This window comes from Curvibacter sp. GW821-FHT01G03 (assembly GCF_059422285.1).
In genome coordinates this window covers 238,492-253,634 of the sequence record NZ_JBWKWP010000010.1, presented here as the reverse complement: position 1 = coordinate 253,634, position 15,143 = coordinate 238,492, and the positions used below count along the sequence as shown (strand labels likewise).

General features: G+C 66.1%; 14 protein-coding genes. 5 read left to right on the top strand and 9 right to left on the bottom strand.

Going from position 1 to position 15,143, the window contains the following annotated elements; genetic code table 11:
* Positions 1-112: 112 nt before the first annotated feature.
* The 6 genes from AC07VS_RS16885 to AC07VS_RS16860 all read right to left on the bottom strand — a co-directional run bounded on the left by AC07VS_RS16885 (position 113) and on the right by AC07VS_RS16860 (position 6,428).
* Entirely contained in the window at positions 113-1,081 is a 969-nt protein-coding gene (locus AC07VS_RS16885) for a Bug family tripartite tricarboxylate transporter substrate binding protein (protein ID WP_492345912.1), read from the bottom strand.
* Between the two features lie 113 nt (positions 1,082-1,194).
* Positions 1,195-1,968: an HpcH/HpaI aldolase family protein gene (locus tag AC07VS_RS16880; RefSeq protein WP_494751531.1), complete on the bottom strand. Its 774-nt coding sequence runs from the start codon at positions 1,966-1,968 to the stop codon at positions 1,195-1,197.
* Positions 1,969-2,018: 50 nt separating this feature from the next.
* On the bottom strand, positions 2,019-3,188 hold the full coding sequence (locus AC07VS_RS16875; RefSeq protein ID WP_494751530.1) for an iron-containing alcohol dehydrogenase: 1,170 nt from the start codon (positions 3,186-3,188) through the stop codon (positions 2,019-2,021).
* 13 nt (positions 3,189-3,201) lie between these two features.
* Positions 3,202-4,377 (bottom strand): sialidase family protein, encoded by a 1,176-nt coding sequence (locus tag AC07VS_RS16870; protein WP_492345909.1) that lies wholly within the window; start codon positions 4,375-4,377, stop codon positions 3,202-3,204.
* Entirely contained in the window at positions 4,374-5,405 is a 1,032-nt protein-coding gene (gene pdxA / locus AC07VS_RS16865) for a 4-hydroxythreonine-4-phosphate dehydrogenase PdxA (protein WP_494751529.1), read from the bottom strand. Before pdxA ends, AC07VS_RS16870 begins: the two co-directional genes overlap by 4 nt.
* Positions 5,406-5,435: 30 nt before the next feature.
* Positions 5,436-6,428: a Bug family tripartite tricarboxylate transporter substrate binding protein gene (locus AC07VS_RS16860; RefSeq protein WP_494751528.1), complete on the bottom strand. Its 993-nt coding sequence runs from the start codon at positions 6,426-6,428 to the stop codon at positions 5,436-5,438.
* A 181-nt stretch (positions 6,429-6,609) separates the two neighbouring features.
* Here AC07VS_RS16860 and AC07VS_RS16855 point away from each other — a divergent pair, with 181 nt between their 5' ends.
* The gene (locus tag AC07VS_RS16855) at positions 6,610-7,416 is read left to right on the top strand and encodes a DeoR/GlpR family DNA-binding transcription regulator (protein WP_494751527.1); all 807 of its coding nucleotides are present in this window, start codon (positions 6,610-6,612) and stop codon (positions 7,414-7,416) included.
* Entirely contained in the window at positions 7,413-8,540 is a 1,128-nt protein-coding gene (locus tag AC07VS_RS16850) for a four-carbon acid sugar kinase family protein (protein ID WP_494751526.1), read from the top strand. Before AC07VS_RS16855 ends, AC07VS_RS16850 begins: the two co-directional genes overlap by 4 nt.
* A gap of 56 nt (positions 8,541-8,596) precedes the next feature.
* Here the strand turns inward: AC07VS_RS16850 and AC07VS_RS16845 are convergent, their stop codons facing one another.
* On the bottom strand, positions 8,597-8,743 hold the full coding sequence (locus tag AC07VS_RS16845) for a hypothetical protein (protein ID WP_494658703.1): 147 nt from the start codon (positions 8,741-8,743) through the stop codon (positions 8,597-8,599).
* On the opposite strand from AC07VS_RS16845, the gene AC07VS_RS16840 reads away from it, so the two are divergent.
* Positions 8,742-10,916: a bifunctional diguanylate cyclase/phosphodiesterase gene (locus tag AC07VS_RS16840; RefSeq protein ID WP_494751525.1), complete on the top strand. Its 2,175-nt coding sequence runs from the start codon at positions 8,742-8,744 to the stop codon at positions 10,914-10,916. The two genes, AC07VS_RS16845 and AC07VS_RS16840, sit on opposite strands and share 2 nt — an antisense overlap.
* Before the next feature lie 15 nt (positions 10,917-10,931).
* Here the strand turns inward: AC07VS_RS16840 and AC07VS_RS16835 are convergent, their stop codons facing one another.
* A complete protein-coding gene (locus AC07VS_RS16835; RefSeq protein ID WP_494751524.1) occupies positions 10,932-11,885 on the bottom strand; it encodes a LysR family transcriptional regulator in 954 nt (317 codons plus the stop codon).
* 142 nt (positions 11,886-12,027) lie between these two features.
* Here AC07VS_RS16835 and AC07VS_RS16830 point away from each other — a divergent pair, with 142 nt between their 5' ends.
* The gene (locus AC07VS_RS16830; RefSeq protein WP_494751523.1) at positions 12,028-13,029 is read left to right on the top strand and encodes an aldo/keto reductase; all 1,002 of its coding nucleotides are present in this window, start codon (positions 12,028-12,030) and stop codon (positions 13,027-13,029) included.
* A gap of 182 nt (positions 13,030-13,211) precedes the next feature.
* Here AC07VS_RS16830 and AC07VS_RS16825 read toward each other — a convergent pair whose 3' ends face one another.
* The gene (locus AC07VS_RS16825; protein WP_494751522.1) at positions 13,212-14,105 is read right to left on the bottom strand and encodes a helix-turn-helix domain-containing protein; all 894 of its coding nucleotides are present in this window, start codon (positions 14,103-14,105) and stop codon (positions 13,212-13,214) included.
* 719 nt (positions 14,106-14,824) lie between these two features.
* On the opposite strand from AC07VS_RS16825, the gene AC07VS_RS16820 reads away from it, so the two are divergent.
* A complete protein-coding gene (locus AC07VS_RS16820; RefSeq protein ID WP_492345900.1) occupies positions 14,825-15,073 on the top strand; it encodes a DUF3079 domain-containing protein in 249 nt (82 codons plus the stop codon).
* Positions 15,074-15,143 lie beyond the last annotated feature (70 nt).

The following is a 15,143-nucleotide window of genomic DNA, read 5'->3' as shown; positions in this document are numbered from 1 at the left end:
CTGAGGCCGCAGGCGCTCATGGCCGCCAGGGCGACAAAGGTTTTTTTCATTTCAAAGGTCTCCGTTGTGGTTGGGGGAAATGGGCATGCAGGCTGGCAGGGTGGGGCAGGGCTCAGGCATCGGGTTTCACGCCGGCCTCGCGGATCACACGGCCCCACTGGGTGCTTTGCTGTTGGAGCCAGAGGGCGTAGTCCTGAGGGCTGTTGTCCAGTGGCTCCAGGCCTTGCTGGCGCAGCAGCTCGCGCACCTCGGGCTGGCGCAGAACGCCTGCCACGGCCTGGTTGATCCGGCGCAGGGTGTCGGCCGGTGTGCCCGCGGCCGTGAAAACGCCTTGTGAGATCCAGGCCTCGAAGCCGGCAAAGCCAGCCTCGGCCACGGTGGGCACCTGCGGCAGTTCGGCCATGCGCTGGGGTGAGGTGACGGCCAGGGGCTTGAGCTTGCCTGCCTTGATCAGACTGGCCACGGTGGCGTAGCCGGTGAACACCAGGCTCACCTGGCCGCCCACGGTGTCGTTGATGGCCGGGCCCGAGCCCTTGTACGGAATGTGGTTGAGTTGCAGGCCCGTGGCCAGCTTCAGCAGTTCGGCCGCGAGATGCGGCGTGGCGCCGTTGCCTGATGAAGCAATCGACAGCGAGCCGGGCCGGGCCTTGTCCAGCGCCAGCAGATCGGCCAGCGATTGGGCGGGCAGGCGGGTCGGGGCTACCAGCACCAGTGGAAACTGCGCCAGGTTGATGACGGGCTGCAGATCGTTGCTGCCGTAGGGCAGCTTGGGAAACAACGCCGGGCTGATGGTGAGCACACTGGCATCTGCCAACAGCAGGGTCTGTCCGTCTGGGGCCGATTTGGCCACGTAGGCCGCTCCCACAGCGCCGCCGGCCCCCGGGCGGTTGTCGACGATGACGGTTTGCTTCAGCAGGTCCGCCAGCCTGGGCTGCAGGATGCGGGCCAGGTTGTCCGAGCCGCCTCCGGTACCAAAGGGCACCACCAGACGCAGGGCCTTGTCCTGGGCCCGCAAGCCGGGGCTGGCGCAGGCCAGTCCGGCCATCAGTCCTTGCAAAAGAATGCGTCTGCTTGTTTGCATGTGAAACCGCCTTTCAGAAAGCGCCTCGTTTCAGGCGCAACGCCCCCTCCTGGCCGCTCAGGCGGCCTGGATTCGGACAGCGTGACCCGGTGGCCCGGGCCGGAATCAGGTCTTCAGGTGTTGCGGAACCGGGCTGCCACGGCATCAGCCCCGGCGATCAGCAGGTGCAGATCGGTGCCCACGCCCACCATCGTGGCGCCGCCTTCGAAGTAGTGCTCGGCCCTGCCATCGGCGGCCAGCACGCCGGCGGCCTTGCCGGCGGCACGCGCAGTCTGAAAGGCCTGGGCAATGGCGGCTTGCACGTCGGGGTGACTGGCCTGACCGCGATGCCCCAGGCTGGCCGCGAGGTCCGAGGGGCCAATGAACACCGCATCCACCCCCGGCACGCGGCAGATGGCGTCCAGGTCATCCAGCGCCTCGCGCGACTCGATCTGCAGCACCAGGCCAATTTCGTCGTTGGCGCGTGCCATGTAATCCTTGTAGCGGGTGTAGTTGCCGGCCCGGGTGCTGCCGGCCACGCCGCGCAGTCCCTCGGGCGCAAAGCGGGTGTACGACACGGCTTCGCGGGCCTCGGCCGCATTGCGGATGTTGGGAATCATCAGGTTCGGGGCACCGGCATCCAGCGCCCGCTTGATCCAGCCCATGTCCAGAATGGGCACCCGCACGATGGGGGCCACGGGCCGGCCGCGCACGGCCAGCAATTGCTGGCCCACATCCACCAGGTCGGTGGGGCTGTGTTCCATGTCGAACAGCAGCCAGTCGAAACCCGAGTCGGCCAGCACCTCGGCAATCGGATGGTGGGCAAAAGTGACCCACAGGCCAACCTGGCGGCGGTTCTGTTGCAGGGCCTGTTTGAAGGTGTTGGTGGGCAGAGAGCTGGGGTTCATGGCGGTGTTGGGGGTGAGGGTGGTGCGGGGCGGGATGGGCTTGTTGGTTTTCAGATCAGGGCGGCGTAAAGGGCCCGCATGTCGTCACGGCTCAGGGGGCGCGGGTTGTTGTCCAGCAGGCGGGTGACCTTGGCGGCGCCATCGACCAGGCCGTCCAGTTCGGCCGGCTGGATGTTCAGGCTGCGCAGCGAGTCGGGCACGCCCAGGTCGCGGTTCAGCTCGCGCAGGGCCTGCACAAAGGCACTGGCGGCCTCGCTGTCGCTCAGGCCTTCGACCGGCAGGGCCATGGCCCGGGCCATGGCGGCAAAGCGCGTCTCGCTGCCGAGCTGGTTGAAGGCCATGATCGAAGGCAGCAGGATGGCGTTTGACAGGCCATGCGGCATGCGGTATTTGCCGCCCAGCGGGTAGGCCAGGGCGTGGACCGCGGTGGTGCTGGAGGTGGCGATGCACACCCCGCCCCAGTAGGCCCCCAGCAGCAGGTCGGCGCGCGCGTCCAGGTCCTTGCCCTGGTGCACGGCGCGGCGGATGCTGCGGGCGATCAGTCGGATGGCCTCCAGGGCATACAGGTCGCTGAAGGGGTTGGCCTTTTTCGAGCAGTAACACTCGATGGCGTGGGTCAGGGCGTCCATGCCGGTCGCGGCTGTGACGGCGGGCGGCAGGGTCAGCGTCAGGCGGGCGTCCAGGATCACTGCATCGGGCATCAGGCGGGCGCTGACGATGCCGACCTTCAACTCGTCTTCAGGCACCAGGATGATGGAGTTGGGCGTGGCCTCCGAGCCGGTGCCTGAGGTGGTGGGCACCATCACGGTAGGCAGGCCGCGGGCGCCGATGTCGGCCTTCTTGCTCAGCAGCTCGCGCAGGTTCAGTGGGTGGGCCAGCAACACAGCGATGATCTTGGCCACATCCATGGCGCTGCCGCCGCCGATGCCCACCACCAGGTCAAAGGGGCCGGCGGCGCGGGCCGTGGCCTCGATGGCCTGCACATCGGCCACGTCGGGTTCAGGCGGTGTGCTGGCGATCAGGGTCACGGCGAGGCCGGCCGCTTCGAGCTGCTGGCGCGGGGCATCCACCAGGCCGGCGGCGGCCACGCCCTTGTCGCTGATGATCAGCACGCGGCGGGCCTGAAAAAAGCCTTGCGCCAATTCGGTCAGTTGTTCGATGCTGCCGGGGCCGGCAATGACGCGGCCCGGGTTGAGCAGGGCGTAGGGGGCGGAACTCATGGTGTCTTGTCCTTCAGGTCGTTTGCTTCACCCAGTCCGGCATCACCCGGGCATGGCGGATGTGCTGGCGGAACACCGTGTAGGCCAGGTGCAGCGCACCATCGGCCGTCTGGTGCAGCGAGGGGTAGGAGTACTCGCGGTTCAGGCGCTGCTCCGAGTTGTTGCTCAGGCAGTGGCCGTCCCCTTCTTCGAGGGGGCGCTGCCAGGGCCAGCTCAGGCCGTCGTCCTCCGACAGGGCCAGCGTCAGCGGGGCGCGGGGGGCGCCCCAGAAGGCGCGCCGCGCAGGGGGCTCGGCCGCGCTTGGGCTTGGGCTGGCAGCAGGCGGTTGGTGTTCGTCCAGTTCGTCGTACAGCGATTCACGCCGGGCCGTCGCATCCAGGGCGCTGCTGGCATTGAAGATCATGGCCAGGCGGCCATCGGCCAGGCGCAGGGCCTGAATGGACGAGTTGTTGTTCGGCAGCGCCGTGGGCTGCGGCGCGCTCCAGCTCAGGCCGCCGTCCTCGCTGGTGGCGCGGTACACGTGGTCGGCCCAGCGGCTGCGGAAGAAGGCCAGCAGACGCGGGGCGCCGCCAGAGGCCGGCACGATGCTCATGTGCACGCAACCCAGGCTGTCGGGCACCTCGATCGCCTGCCAGCTCTGGCCTTGATCGGTGGAGCGCAACACGGCGCTGTCGTCCAGGCTGCCATCCCAGGCCTGGCCTGGCAAGGGGCGGCAGCGGAAGGTGGGCAACAACCAGCTGCCATCCGCCTGCACCTGAATGGGTTGGCGCACAAAGGTGCCGGCCGGCGCGGCGGCCAGGGTCTCGGTGGGGCCCCAGTTCAGGCCGTTGTCATGCGAGATGCGGCGGCGCACCAGGGCCGTGTCCTGGTTGCCGGCCTGCTGGGCGGTGTGCAGCAGCCACAAAGTGCCGTCCGGCAGCGGGAACAGGATGGGGTTCTGCTCGGAGCGCTCCGGGTCGTCCGACAGTTGCACGGGCGTGCTCCATTGCGTGCTGCCCGGTGCCAGGCGCGACATGAACACGCTGATGTCCGAGCGGCCTTCCATCGAGCCGCCGAACCACACACAGGCCAGCGTGCCGTCGGGCAGCGCCATCAGGTTGGCGGCATGGGCCTGCACCCGGGCCGACGGGATGTCGGCCACCAGGCGTTGCGGGTCGCTTGGGTGGGGGCTCAGTTGACCCGGGGTCATGGTGTCACCTCGGCAGCGGCCTTCACTGCGCGTTGGCCTTTGATGAGTTTGAAGGCGTATTCGGCCGCTTCGACCAGGCTGTCTGCACTGGCCACCCCTTTGCCCGCAATGTCAAAGGCGGTGCCATGGTCCACCGAGGTGCGCAGGATCGGCAGGCCCAGGGTGATGTTGACCCCGCTGATGGCCTGCCAGGCGCCGGTGGCCGGGTCCACCTGAAAGCCCATCAGCTTGACCGGGATGTGGCCCTGGTCATGGAACATGGCCACCACGGCGTCGAACTGGCGGGCCCGCAGCTTGATGAACACGGTGTCGCCGGGCCAGGGGCCCGAGAAGCCCCGGTCGGCATAGTCGCGCACCACGGGGGCCACGATCTCGTCATCTTCCTTGCCCAGGATGCCGCCCTCACCACAGTGGGGGTTCAGGCCGGCCACGGCAATGCGCGGTTTGGCGATGCCCAGCGTGCGCAGGGCCTGGTGGGTTACGTCAAACACCCGGCGCAGGCGCTGCGGTGTGATGCGCTTGGGCACATCGGCCAGGGCGCAATGGGTGGTCACGTGGGTGACGTGCATGTCGCCGTGGGCCAGCATCATCACCGCGTCGCGTTGGCCGGTCAGGTGGGCCAGCATCTCGGTGTGGCCCTCGAACAGGTGGCCGGCCAGGTGCAAGGCCTCTTTGGACAAGGGGCCGGTGACGATGGCATCGGCCTCGCCAGCCTGCACCAGCTCCACGGCCTTGGCCACCGCCCGGTAGGCCCATTCGCCGCCCACCGCGCTGATCTGGCCTGTGACCACGGGCGTGTTCACCGGGCCGACGTCGACCATGCGGTAAAAAGGCCGGCCGTGGTCATCAGGCGCCAGGCCCATGCGCAACTCGGCTTCGTGCAAGGCCTTGGCACTGCCCAACACAATGAATTCGGCCAGGCCGTTGCGGACCAGCTCTGCCATCTGGCGCGTGGCCTTGGCCGTGATCTCGGGGCCGATGCCCGCCGGGTCGCCCATCGTGAAAGCGAGTCGTATCGGTGCAGTCATGGTGTCAGTCCTTCGAGGGTAGATGGGGGATCAATCCGGTTTGATGTTGGCCGCCTTGATCAGGCGGCCGATGCGTTCGTATTCGCCGGGCAGGAAGCGGGCCAATGCGGCGCTGTCGCCCGTGGAGACGGTGATGCCCACGCTGTTGAGGCGGCTCACCACGTCGGGGTTCTTGAGGGCGGTGGCCAGGGCAGTCGAGAGCTTGGCCACCACGGGTTTGGGGGTCTTGGCAGGTACAAAAATCGCGTACCAGGCCGAAAAATCGAATTGCGGGTAGCCCGACTCGGCAAAAGTGGGCACCTGGGGCAGATCCGGCAGGCGCGCGCTGGCCCCCACGGCCAGGGCCCGCACCTTGCCGGCCTTGAGCAGGGGCATGCAGTTGGTGGCCGTGTCGAAAATCACCGGCACCCGGCCACCGATCAGGTCCAGGATGTGGGCATTGCCCCCCTTGTAAGGCACGTGCGTCATCTTGATCTTGGCCTGGTCGATGAACATCTCGCCCGCCAGGTGCAGGGGTGACCCATTGCCCGACGAGCCATACATCACCGCAGTGGGGTCTTTCTGGGCGGCGTCGGCCACGTCCTTGAGGGTCTTGAACGGCGAATCCAGGTAGGTGATGGCGATGATGGGCGCGCTGCCGATCAGGCCCACGGGCTCGAAATCCTTCAGCGGGTCGTAGTCGGCCTTGAGCAGATTGGGGCTGGCCGCGTGGGTGGCCAGGCCGCCCACCAGCAGGGTGTGGCCGTCGGCCGGTGCCCGCGCCACCACGCCGGCGCCCAGCAAGGCGGCGGCGCCGGGGCGGTTGTCGATGATGGCGGTGCCACCCAGGGCGTCGGCCATCTTCTGCCCGATCAGGCGACCCAGCATGTCATTGGCGCCCCCTGCCGGGTAGGGCACCACGAACGTGAGCGTTTTGCTGGGGAACGGGGCCTGCGCCCAGGCAGCGCCTGCCATGGCCGACACCATCCAGGCCCCAGCACTGGCTGCCAGAAGAGAACGGCGTGAAGCTTTTTGGTAGATCATGATTTGTCTCTGGTGTTATTAAAGCAAAATAAGGCCAATTCAGGCGCTCTTGGGCCCTTGAATGCTTCAAATTACGCCACAAAACGTCAAAAAGAATCACTGTCGTTTACCCTGATGAAGAAATCAGTCACGATCAATCATCATCCGCAGGCATTTCTTGTCATACCTTCCAAAATCCACCATGAACACCGAGTCGGCGCCTTCGCCCCTGATGCCCGTGCAGCGGCGCCAGCACATCATTGACTTTCTGCAGCGGCACGGCGCCGTCACCATCACCCAGCTGGAGCAGGCCCTGGGCGTATCGCTGTCCACCCTGCGGCGCGACCTGGACACCCTGGCCGCTGAGGGCGTGGTGGACCGCACCCATGGCGGGGCAGTGCTGCACCAGCATGTGGCCAGCTATGGCACCTTCGAGCCCGAGACGGCGGCCGCCGCCGAGTTGTCGCCGCGCGAAAAGGCGGCCATCGGCCAATTGGCCGCCCAGCAACTGCTGCCTATGCAAAGCGTCATCTTTGACAGCGGCACCACCGTGCTGGAGGCCGCCCGTGCCGCCGTCAAGCGCGCCATTCCCCTGACCGCGGTGACCAACGACCTGGCCATTGCCCAGGTGCTGGGCCAATCGCCGCACATCCAGGTTCATGTGCTGGGGGGCACCTTGCGGCCCAACAGCCCCACGGTCATCGGTCAGGCCCTGGTGCATCAGGCCAGTGCCTTCCAGGCTGATCTCTTGCTGATGGGGGCCCATGCGGTCACGCAAGACCTGGTGTCAGAAACCTCGGCCGAGGTGGCCGCCGCCAAGCAGGCCTTGATGCGGGCGGCGCATCGCCGCGTGCTGTTGGTGGATTCGTCCAAGTTCCGGCCGCGCGCTTTCATGCAGTTTGCCCGCCTGCAAGAGGTTGACCAGCTCATCACCGATACCGGCCTGCCGCCTGCGGACGAAGAGCGCCTGCGTGCCTTGCCGCTGCAGCTCAGCCTGGTGCAGGCATGAACCGGCTGCGCATCCTGGCCGATGACCTGACCGGCGCGCTGGACTGCGCGGCCGCCTTTGGTGCCGGGGTGCCGGTGCACCTGGGTCAGCCCGCTTCGGCCGCCGCCCCCGGTCTGGATGTGCTGGCCACCGCCACCCGCGATGTGGGCCTGGCGCAGATGCAGGCACTGCTCGCGCCCTGCGTGCCCTGGTTGCAGGGGGCAGACATCGCTTTCAAGAAGGTGGACAGCCTGCTGCGCGGCAATACCCTGGACGAGGTCGATTGGCTGGCCCGCCAGGGGGGCTTTCGAGGCCTGGTCATGGCACCGGCCTTCCCCTCCCAAGGCCGGGTCACCCGGGGCGGGCAGCCCTGGTGGGTGCGCGCTGGCCAACCCGATACCGCGGTGGCCAGCAATCTGGCCGATGGCTTGCGCGCCCGTGGTTGGGTGGTGCACACCGGCCCACAGCCGCCGGAGCCTCAAGCCCCCTGGCAGGCCTGGATTCCCGATGTGAGCAGCGATGCCGCGCTGGACCCGGTGGCGGCGCTGGCCATGCAACTGGCCCGCGACGGCCCAGCCTGGCTGTGGTGCGGCAGCGCAGGTCTGGCGCAGGCCCTGGCGCGTCAGGCCCCGGCACCGCAGGTCTTGACCGATCAGCCCAACATCGCCAACACGGCGGGTGAAACCGGGCCGCTGCTGATGGTCAGCGCCAGCCACCACGCCGTGTCGCGTGCCCAGTGGCGGTCCTTGCGTCAATCCCACTGGGGGCCGCACTGCCATGCGGGGGTTGAGGCCCTCGATTGGCGCGGCGCAGGCTCCGAACCCGCTTTGCTGCTTGATTTGTGCGCGCCAGAGCCCTTGATCGCCGAGCAGGCGGCCCAGTTGCTGGCCCGCCAGGCGGCCGACATCGCGCAGCAGGCGCCGCGGCCGCACACCCTGGTGGTGGTGGGCGGCGACACCCTGCTGGCGCTGTGCCAGGCCCTCGGGGCCCGGGGTCTGCAATCCGCCATGCCGCTGGCCCGCTCGGGCTGGGGCTGTGCGCGACTGGTGGGGGGGCGATGGGACGGGGTGGTCTGCCACAGCCGCTCGGGTGCCTTCGGACCTGAATCGGATCTGTTGGAGGTGGTGGCCCGGCTGCAGGGGTGAGGGGCTGCCTTGCCCTGGATGGCCGATGCAGGCCGAGGGCTTGCCTGGAAAGTGCTTCAGAAAATCGGAAAGCAGCCGAAAACGGCAAAGCGTTTCTGATTTTTCATGCACATATCAATTTTTGCCACGATGCCCAGGCCCACCGTTCTGGGCTTGTTGCGATGGGGGCAGCCGGCATTTGGGGCCCTGATCATGGCCACCATGTGGCTTCTCGGGTGGACCTATCTGCAACAGGACCAGCAGCGGACCGAGGCCGAGGCCTACCGGCGCTCGGAGGCCTCTACGCAGGCCTATGAGTCTTACATCCTGCGGGCGTTGCAGCAGATCGATCAGTTGGCCGGGTTTGTGGCCGCCAACGCCCCTTTGACGAAGTCGGATGAATCGCTGACCACCTTGCTTCAGCAGGCCTTGCAACACCAGCCCAGCCTGGGCAGCCTGTACGTGACCGATGAGCAGGGCGAGGTGGTGGCCGCGGCCTTGAGCAAGGGCAAGTTGACGGCTGCAGGCTCGGCCGCCGATCGACTGTATTTTCAGGTTCACAAAGAGAAGCGAGTCCAGGGCCTGTACGTGGGCCAACCGGCCATCGGCCGGGTCAGCCGCCGCTGGGTGGTGCACCTCAGCCGGGCGCGCTTTCATGCCGATGGCACGTTTGCCGGTGTGGTGGTGGCCACCGTCAATCCCGAGTTTCTGGTGGATTTCTACAACGAGGCCCAATTTGGCCGGCGTGGGCTGGTCAGTGTGACGGGGCTTGACCAGGTGCTGCGGGCCCGGCGCAGCGGCGATGCGCTGCAGTATGGTGACCATGGCGTTCAGTCCACGCTGACAGGGCAGGTCGAAAAATCGCCCCAGGGCCAATTTTTGGCGCAGAGCCATATCGACGGGGTGTCGCGCTACCTCTCTTACCGGGTTCTGCCCCAATACCAGCTGGTGGTCTATACCGGATTGGCTTCCGATGAGGTCTTTGCCCATTTTCAGATCAGGCGCCAGCGCTTGATCGAGTTTTTGAGCGTGGCCACGGTGCTCATCTGCCTGGTCACGGCCGGCCTGACCCTGTTGGTGGTCCGGCTTGAGCAGTCGCGGCGGCGCGCCAGCCTGGCCGAAGAAAGGTTTCAGGCCGCGGCTCAGGCGCAGTTGGATCCTTTCATGATGCTGGCTGCGATCAGGGGGGCCGACGGCAGCTTGCGCGGCTTTCGCTGCAATCTGGCCAACCCCCGCGCCCGGCAATGGATGGGGCCACAGACCGTGGATCCGGTCGGCGAAACGCTGGATCAGTTGGTCCCGCCGTCGTTGGGCCCCCACCTGCACCCGTTGTACGCAGAGGCCCTGAGCACGCGCGTGGCCATCGAAGACGAGTTCACCTGGCTCGGCGCGCAGGGCCAGGTGCGACGGGTGGTGCAGCAGATCGTGCCGGTGGGTGATGGCCTGGCCATCACCTTGCGTGATGTCACCCAGGCCCGCGACCGCGAGCAACTGTTGCAAGCGCAGCGTGCCGCGCTCGAGCGCAGCGAACGCCAACTGCTGGCCATCACCAACAACGTGCCCGCACTGATTGCCTGTGTGGACCGCCGGCAGGTCATCAACTTCGTCAACGACACTTACCAGCACTGGTATGGCCCGGACGCGCCACCGCCCGTGGGCCAGACCCTGGCGGCCCACTGGAGCCCGGCCTTGCGTGAACAACGGCTGGCCTATGTGGAGCGGGCCCTGGACGGAGAGCGCGTTGAGTTTCTTGACACCAGCGAGACCACCAGCGGCCTGCGCACCCTGCAAAACATCTACATCCCAGACTGGAGCAGCGACAGTGTGGTGCAGGGTGTTTACCTGCTCAGCTTCGACATCACCGACTTCAAACGCACCGAGGCAGAGTTGTCGCAGTTGCTGTACCAGGACGCTTTGACCGGGCTGGACAATCGCCTTCGGCTCAACCAGGTCCTGCCCGAGGCCATTGCCCGCACCAGACGCTCTGGCAAGCACATCGGCCTGCTGTTTCTGGATGCCGACAAGTTCAAGACCATCAACGACACCCATGGCCATGCCGTCGGCGATGACGTTCTGAAAAAAATCGCCCGGCGGCTGAAGCAGTCGGTGCGCGAGACCGATCGGGTCGTGCGTCTGGCGGGCGACGAGTTCGTGATCCTGCTGGAGGAGCTTGCCAGCCCACTGGAGGCGGACCGGGTGGCCGGCAAGATCGTCGAGCAGTTCAAGACCCCGCTGGCCCTGGACAAGATGGCCCTGCAGGTCACCGTGAGTGTCGGCGTGGCCTGCAGCGATGGCACCACGGCAGACGACGGCAAAGAACTGCTGACGCTGGCCGACACCCAGCTGTATGCGGCCAAGGCGGCGGGGCGCAATGCCTATGCCTCAATCAGCGCTTGAGCGCCAGGCCATGGCTTAGCCCAGGTTGGGGGAGGCGGCTGGGGATGGCTCAAATTGCACGTTCTGCAAGCCTGGCTCGCGCACCAGGTCAATGAAGGCGCGCAGCCCCGCAGGCACCAGCCGCTGGCTGGGGTAATACAGAAAAAAACCGGGTTCGGCGGGGCGCCAGTCGTCCAGCACGCTGATCAGGCGGCCCGCATCCAGCGCCTGCTGGGCGTACTGTTGATAGACAAAGGCCAGCCCCAGGCCCTGCTCTGCCGCCTGCACCATCAGGCGCATGTCGCCCAGGGCCACGGGGCCGTCAACCGCCACCTCGATGTGTTCTTCACCCTGGGTGAACTCCCAGCGGTAAAAGACCCCATTCGGAAAACGCAGCCGAACGCAGGGGTGATCCATCAGCTCGCGCGGATGCGCCGGCCGCCCATGCCGGGCCAGGTGCCCGGGTGAGGCCACCACGACGAAGCGTTGCGGCGGCCCCAGGCGAACTGCCACCATGTCCTGCTGCAGGCTTTCGCCAAAGCGCACCCCCGCGTCAAAGCCCTGGGCCACGATGTCGACCCGATGGTCATCGCCCACCAGCTCGACGCGCATGCCGGGGTGCCGGGCCAGAAACAGCGGGATCATCGGCGCCAGAACCCAGTCGCAGGCGGCCCGCGGGGCATTGATGCGCAAGGTACCGGTGGGTGAGGCCCGCAGATCGTCGAGGGCGGTCAGCGCGTCAGTGATCTGATCCAGCGCCGGGGCCAGACGGGTCAGCAACTGTTGGCCCGCTTCGGTGGGGGCCACACTGCGCGTGGTGCGGTTCAGCAGGCGCACCCCCAGGCGAGTCTCCAGCCCGCGCAGGGTGTGGCTCAGCGCCGAGGGCGAAACGCCCAGTTCGGCGGCAGCCTGCCGAAAGTTGCGCGTTCTGGCCACCGCGGCAAAGGCCTGCAGGTCGTTCAGGCTGGCGGGTTTGGGCGCAGGGGGCATCTTGAAGGATTTGATTGCTGAATATCGCTCAACAGCTCATGCTTGATTGTGCGTATTGTTGCATGGGTCTTGGCGGCCTACGCTAGCGGCCATGGATCAACCCAGGTGGCCCGGTGCCACCTTCAAAGACTGGAGCAGAGGAATGCAACAACGTCAATTGGGGGCCAACGGCCCCTTGGTTTCGGCCCTGGGCCTGGGCTGCATGGGCATGAGCGAGTTCTATGGGCCCAGCGACGATGAGCAGTCGCTGCACACGCTGGCCCGTGCGCTGGCGCTGGGCATCACCCTGTTCGACTCCGCCGACACCTATGGCCTGGGCCACAACGAAGCCTTGCTGGGGCGATTCATCCAGCAGGGTGGCGCCGCACGCCGCCGCCAGGTGGTGGTGGCCACCAAGTTCGGCATCGTCCGGCAAGCGGGCCAGTACGAGCGCCGCATCGACAACTCACCCGCCTACATCCGCGCCGCCTGCGAAGCCTCGTTGCGCCAGCTGGGGCTGGAACGCATCGACCTGTATTACTGCCACCGCCGCGACCCGGCCGTGCCCATCGAAGAGGTGGTGGGCGCCATGGCCGATCTGGTGGCCGCCGGCAAGGTGGGCGCCATCGGCCTGTCCGAGGTGTCGGCCCAGACGCTGCGCCGGGCTCACGCCGTGCACCCGGTGGCCGCGCTGCAGAGCGAATACTCTCTGTGGAGTCGCGAACCCGAAACCGGCGTGCTGGAGACCTGTGCCGAGCTGGGCACCGCGTTTGTGGCCTACAGCCCCCTGGGGCGGGCGTTTTTGACGGCCACGGTGGACACCGCACAGTTGGCCGACAACGATTTTCGCAAGCACAACCCCCGCTTTGCCGGCGAAGCCGAAGCCCACAACCGGCAACTGGTGAGCGCGCTGGCCGAATTTGCCAAGGCCCGTGGCCTCAGCAACGCCCAGCTTGCGCTGGCCTGGCTGCTGCACAAGGCCCCACATGTGATCCCCATCCCCGGCACGCGCCGCATCCCCTATCTGGAGAGCAACGCCACCAGCGCCGATGTCCGCCTGTCAGCCGACGACATGGCCTGGCTCGACCGCCTGTTCGACCCCGCCGCCGTGGCCGGCGCCCGTTACCCGGAGGCGGGTTTTGCCGGGGTGGAGCAGGCGGGGTGATTCAAAGGCTGGGGGAGGGCGCTGGGGTGGGCAGACCGTTAGCGGCAGTTCTGCAACCAACGATCGCTGAATTCAACACATTCGGAGAGCGCTCCTGATATCGGGTTCGCAGCAGACGTCACCGCGCCCTTTGGACTTGAGGCGTTGTCCAAAACAATAGAGCGTGCGACATTGAGCGATGGTTAGTTCCAAAGGCGCAAAACCCAGCCGCTACCTTGGCGACGGTTGCTGGGAAGCTCGGTGGGGCGCATATCTAGATGCCTGCGAAACTCGCGACACAAGTGCGCCTGGTCAGAAAAGCCGCAATCGGTAGCGATCGCGGACCAGTTCAGATTCGAGCTTCCCAGTGATTGCGCTGCGATCAGCGCTCGCTCAATGCGTCCGATGGCGCGCAATTCGCGGGAGGTCATTCCGGTCCACGCCCTGATTCGACGGTCTGACTGGCGTGAACTCAGTATCGAATCATTGGCCTTCCGTTCGATGTAGCTTGACCATGCGTCAATGCGGTCCCAGCGGGCGCCTTTCGGCAGCTGCTTCGGCGCCAAGGTCTCGCAGCGCCGGCGCAAAAATGATTCGATCAGCTGAATCCGCCGGATGTCATCGGTCGCGTGATGCACCTCTCTGGCCATGCGGCACCAGTCCGAGTCGAAGATGTCCTGTAGGTGGGTGTAGCGGCCAATGTGGTGCTCGATCGGCAGTCCGCTGACAGACCGCACGGCATCTGGATACATGAGCATCGTGAAGAATCTTGTGCCTCCGCAATTCGTGCTGAATGACGGGCGGACATGCGGCCCTGAGAACACAACCGGGAGACGCTCGGCGCCACTGTCGCTGGGTGAGTCGATGTCATCCAGCCGAGAGTCATGGCCTTCGAGAATCCAGACGAACACACAGGCTGGAACCGGCGGGAAATAGTTCCAATTGTCCAAGGACGTGGAATCTGGGTGCGTTGCAACGCTTCTTGATATGAAGGCCCGAACGACGTTCGACAGTTCCGGGTCGGGCAGGTAGAGCGCTGCGTGCGAGCCGTCGGTATCTTGAATTTCGTGCATCGGGCGCCTTGGCTGGTTGGTCATGGGCGCGAACGAAGGCTGTCGGGTCCGGAGGGTGTCTGATTCATTCAAGACGTCGTGTGCGGAGCCGCATAGATTGTTGGACATCATCAATCACCTAGGAGCATTCCCTTGCCTCGATTCTCAACCGTTTCCTGGTTTGCGTTCTCGATTTGTCTCGCCCTTGCAGCCCTCTGGTCGTGTGCCCCGGAGATACTGCTTGGGCTGTGGCACGTGGAGGCTACCCAGTCTGTCATTGTCGTGGGACACAGGTCAGCAGCTCTCTTCCTCGGATTTGCGTTGCTCACTTACGCCATGAGACGTGCCCCACCTTCGCCATTGCGAACATCCGTCGCTGATGCCTTGGCCTTGGCGTGCATGGCATTGGCACTGTTGGGCCTCGCGGAGCTATTGCAGGGCCATGTCGGCATTGGGATACTGTCGGCAGTCGTCGTCGAGGTCACGCTTGCGGTCGCTTTACCCGTTTCAGCCCGTATAGGCTAAACCAAACAACAGCCTGTGGCGGTCCATTGCGTGACCTGTCGCGATGGGCAAGGTGGTGCTTGCGCCGTACCGGCCCATGTGACTCTGCCCCTGCCTCACGCTAGGTCGTACCTCGAACCTGTCGCAGATCAAGGAAAAGCATGGATTCGCTTGAGCGCACCCGGCCCCTCTGTCTAAACTCCGTCATAAAAGATGCATTGTTTGTGCTTCTTATTAGCGCCGATCGACAGGACCCGCCCGTGGCCAAGAAGTTTCCGATTTCGCCGCAGCACCCCGAGCGCCTCTGCTGGGGTTGCGACCGCTATTGCGCAGCCGATTCGCTGATGTGTGGCAATGGCTCGGAGCGCACGCAGCACCCGGCCGAGTTGTTTGGCGACGACTGGATGAGCTTTGGCCTCGATGCCAAAGAGGCCAAAGAGGTGGACGAGGCTGACCAGGGCGACAAGGTCACGCCTTCGCCGGTTCAAGCCAAGGCCGTGGGGCGCTGAGCCCGTAAGGGCTGTTGGATCGAACCGACCTGTCTGGCGGCTTGGATCGCCATGTGCACTTCCGCAGCGG

Excerpts from the sequence above, each read along its gene's own strand:
- AC07VS_RS16885 (WP_492345912.1), bottom strand. The coding sequence starts at position 1,081 with ATGCAAACAAGCAGACGCATTCTTTTGCAAGGACTGATGGCCGGACTG.
- AC07VS_RS16880 (WP_494751531.1), bottom strand. The coding sequence starts at position 1,968 with ATGAACCCCAGCTCTCTGCCCACCAACACCTTCAAACAGGCCCTGCAA.
- AC07VS_RS16875 (WP_494751530.1), bottom strand. The coding sequence starts at position 3,188 with ATGAGTTCCGCCCCCTACGCCCTGCTCAACCCGGGCCGCGTCATTGCC.
- AC07VS_RS16870 (WP_492345909.1), bottom strand. The coding sequence starts at position 4,377 with ATGACCCCGGGTCAACTGAGCCCCCACCCAAGCGACCCGCAACGCCTG.
- pdxA (WP_494751529.1), bottom strand. The coding sequence starts at position 5,405 with ATGACTGCACCGATACGACTCGCTTTCACGATGGGCGACCCGGCGGGC.
- AC07VS_RS16860 (WP_494751528.1), bottom strand. The coding sequence starts at position 6,428 with ATGATCTACCAAAAAGCTTCACGCCGTTCTCTTCTGGCAGCCAGTGCT.
- AC07VS_RS16855 (WP_494751527.1), top strand. The coding sequence starts at position 6,610 with ATGAACACCGAGTCGGCGCCTTCGCCCCTGATGCCCGTGCAGCGGCGC.
- AC07VS_RS16850 (WP_494751526.1), top strand. The coding sequence starts at position 7,413 with ATGAACCGGCTGCGCATCCTGGCCGATGACCTGACCGGCGCGCTGGAC.
- AC07VS_RS16840 (WP_494751525.1), top strand. The coding sequence starts at position 8,742 with ATGTGGCTTCTCGGGTGGACCTATCTGCAACAGGACCAGCAGCGGACC.
- AC07VS_RS16845 (WP_494658703.1), bottom strand. The coding sequence starts at position 8,743 with ATGGTGGCCATGATCAGGGCCCCAAATGCCGGCTGCCCCCATCGCAAC.
- AC07VS_RS16835 (WP_494751524.1), bottom strand. The coding sequence starts at position 11,885 with ATGCCCCCTGCGCCCAAACCCGCCAGCCTGAACGACCTGCAGGCCTTT.
- AC07VS_RS16830 (WP_494751523.1), top strand. The coding sequence starts at position 12,028 with ATGCAACAACGTCAATTGGGGGCCAACGGCCCCTTGGTTTCGGCCCTG.
- AC07VS_RS16825 (WP_494751522.1), bottom strand. The coding sequence starts at position 14,105 with ATGACCAACCAGCCAAGGCGCCCGATGCACGAAATTCAAGATACCGAC.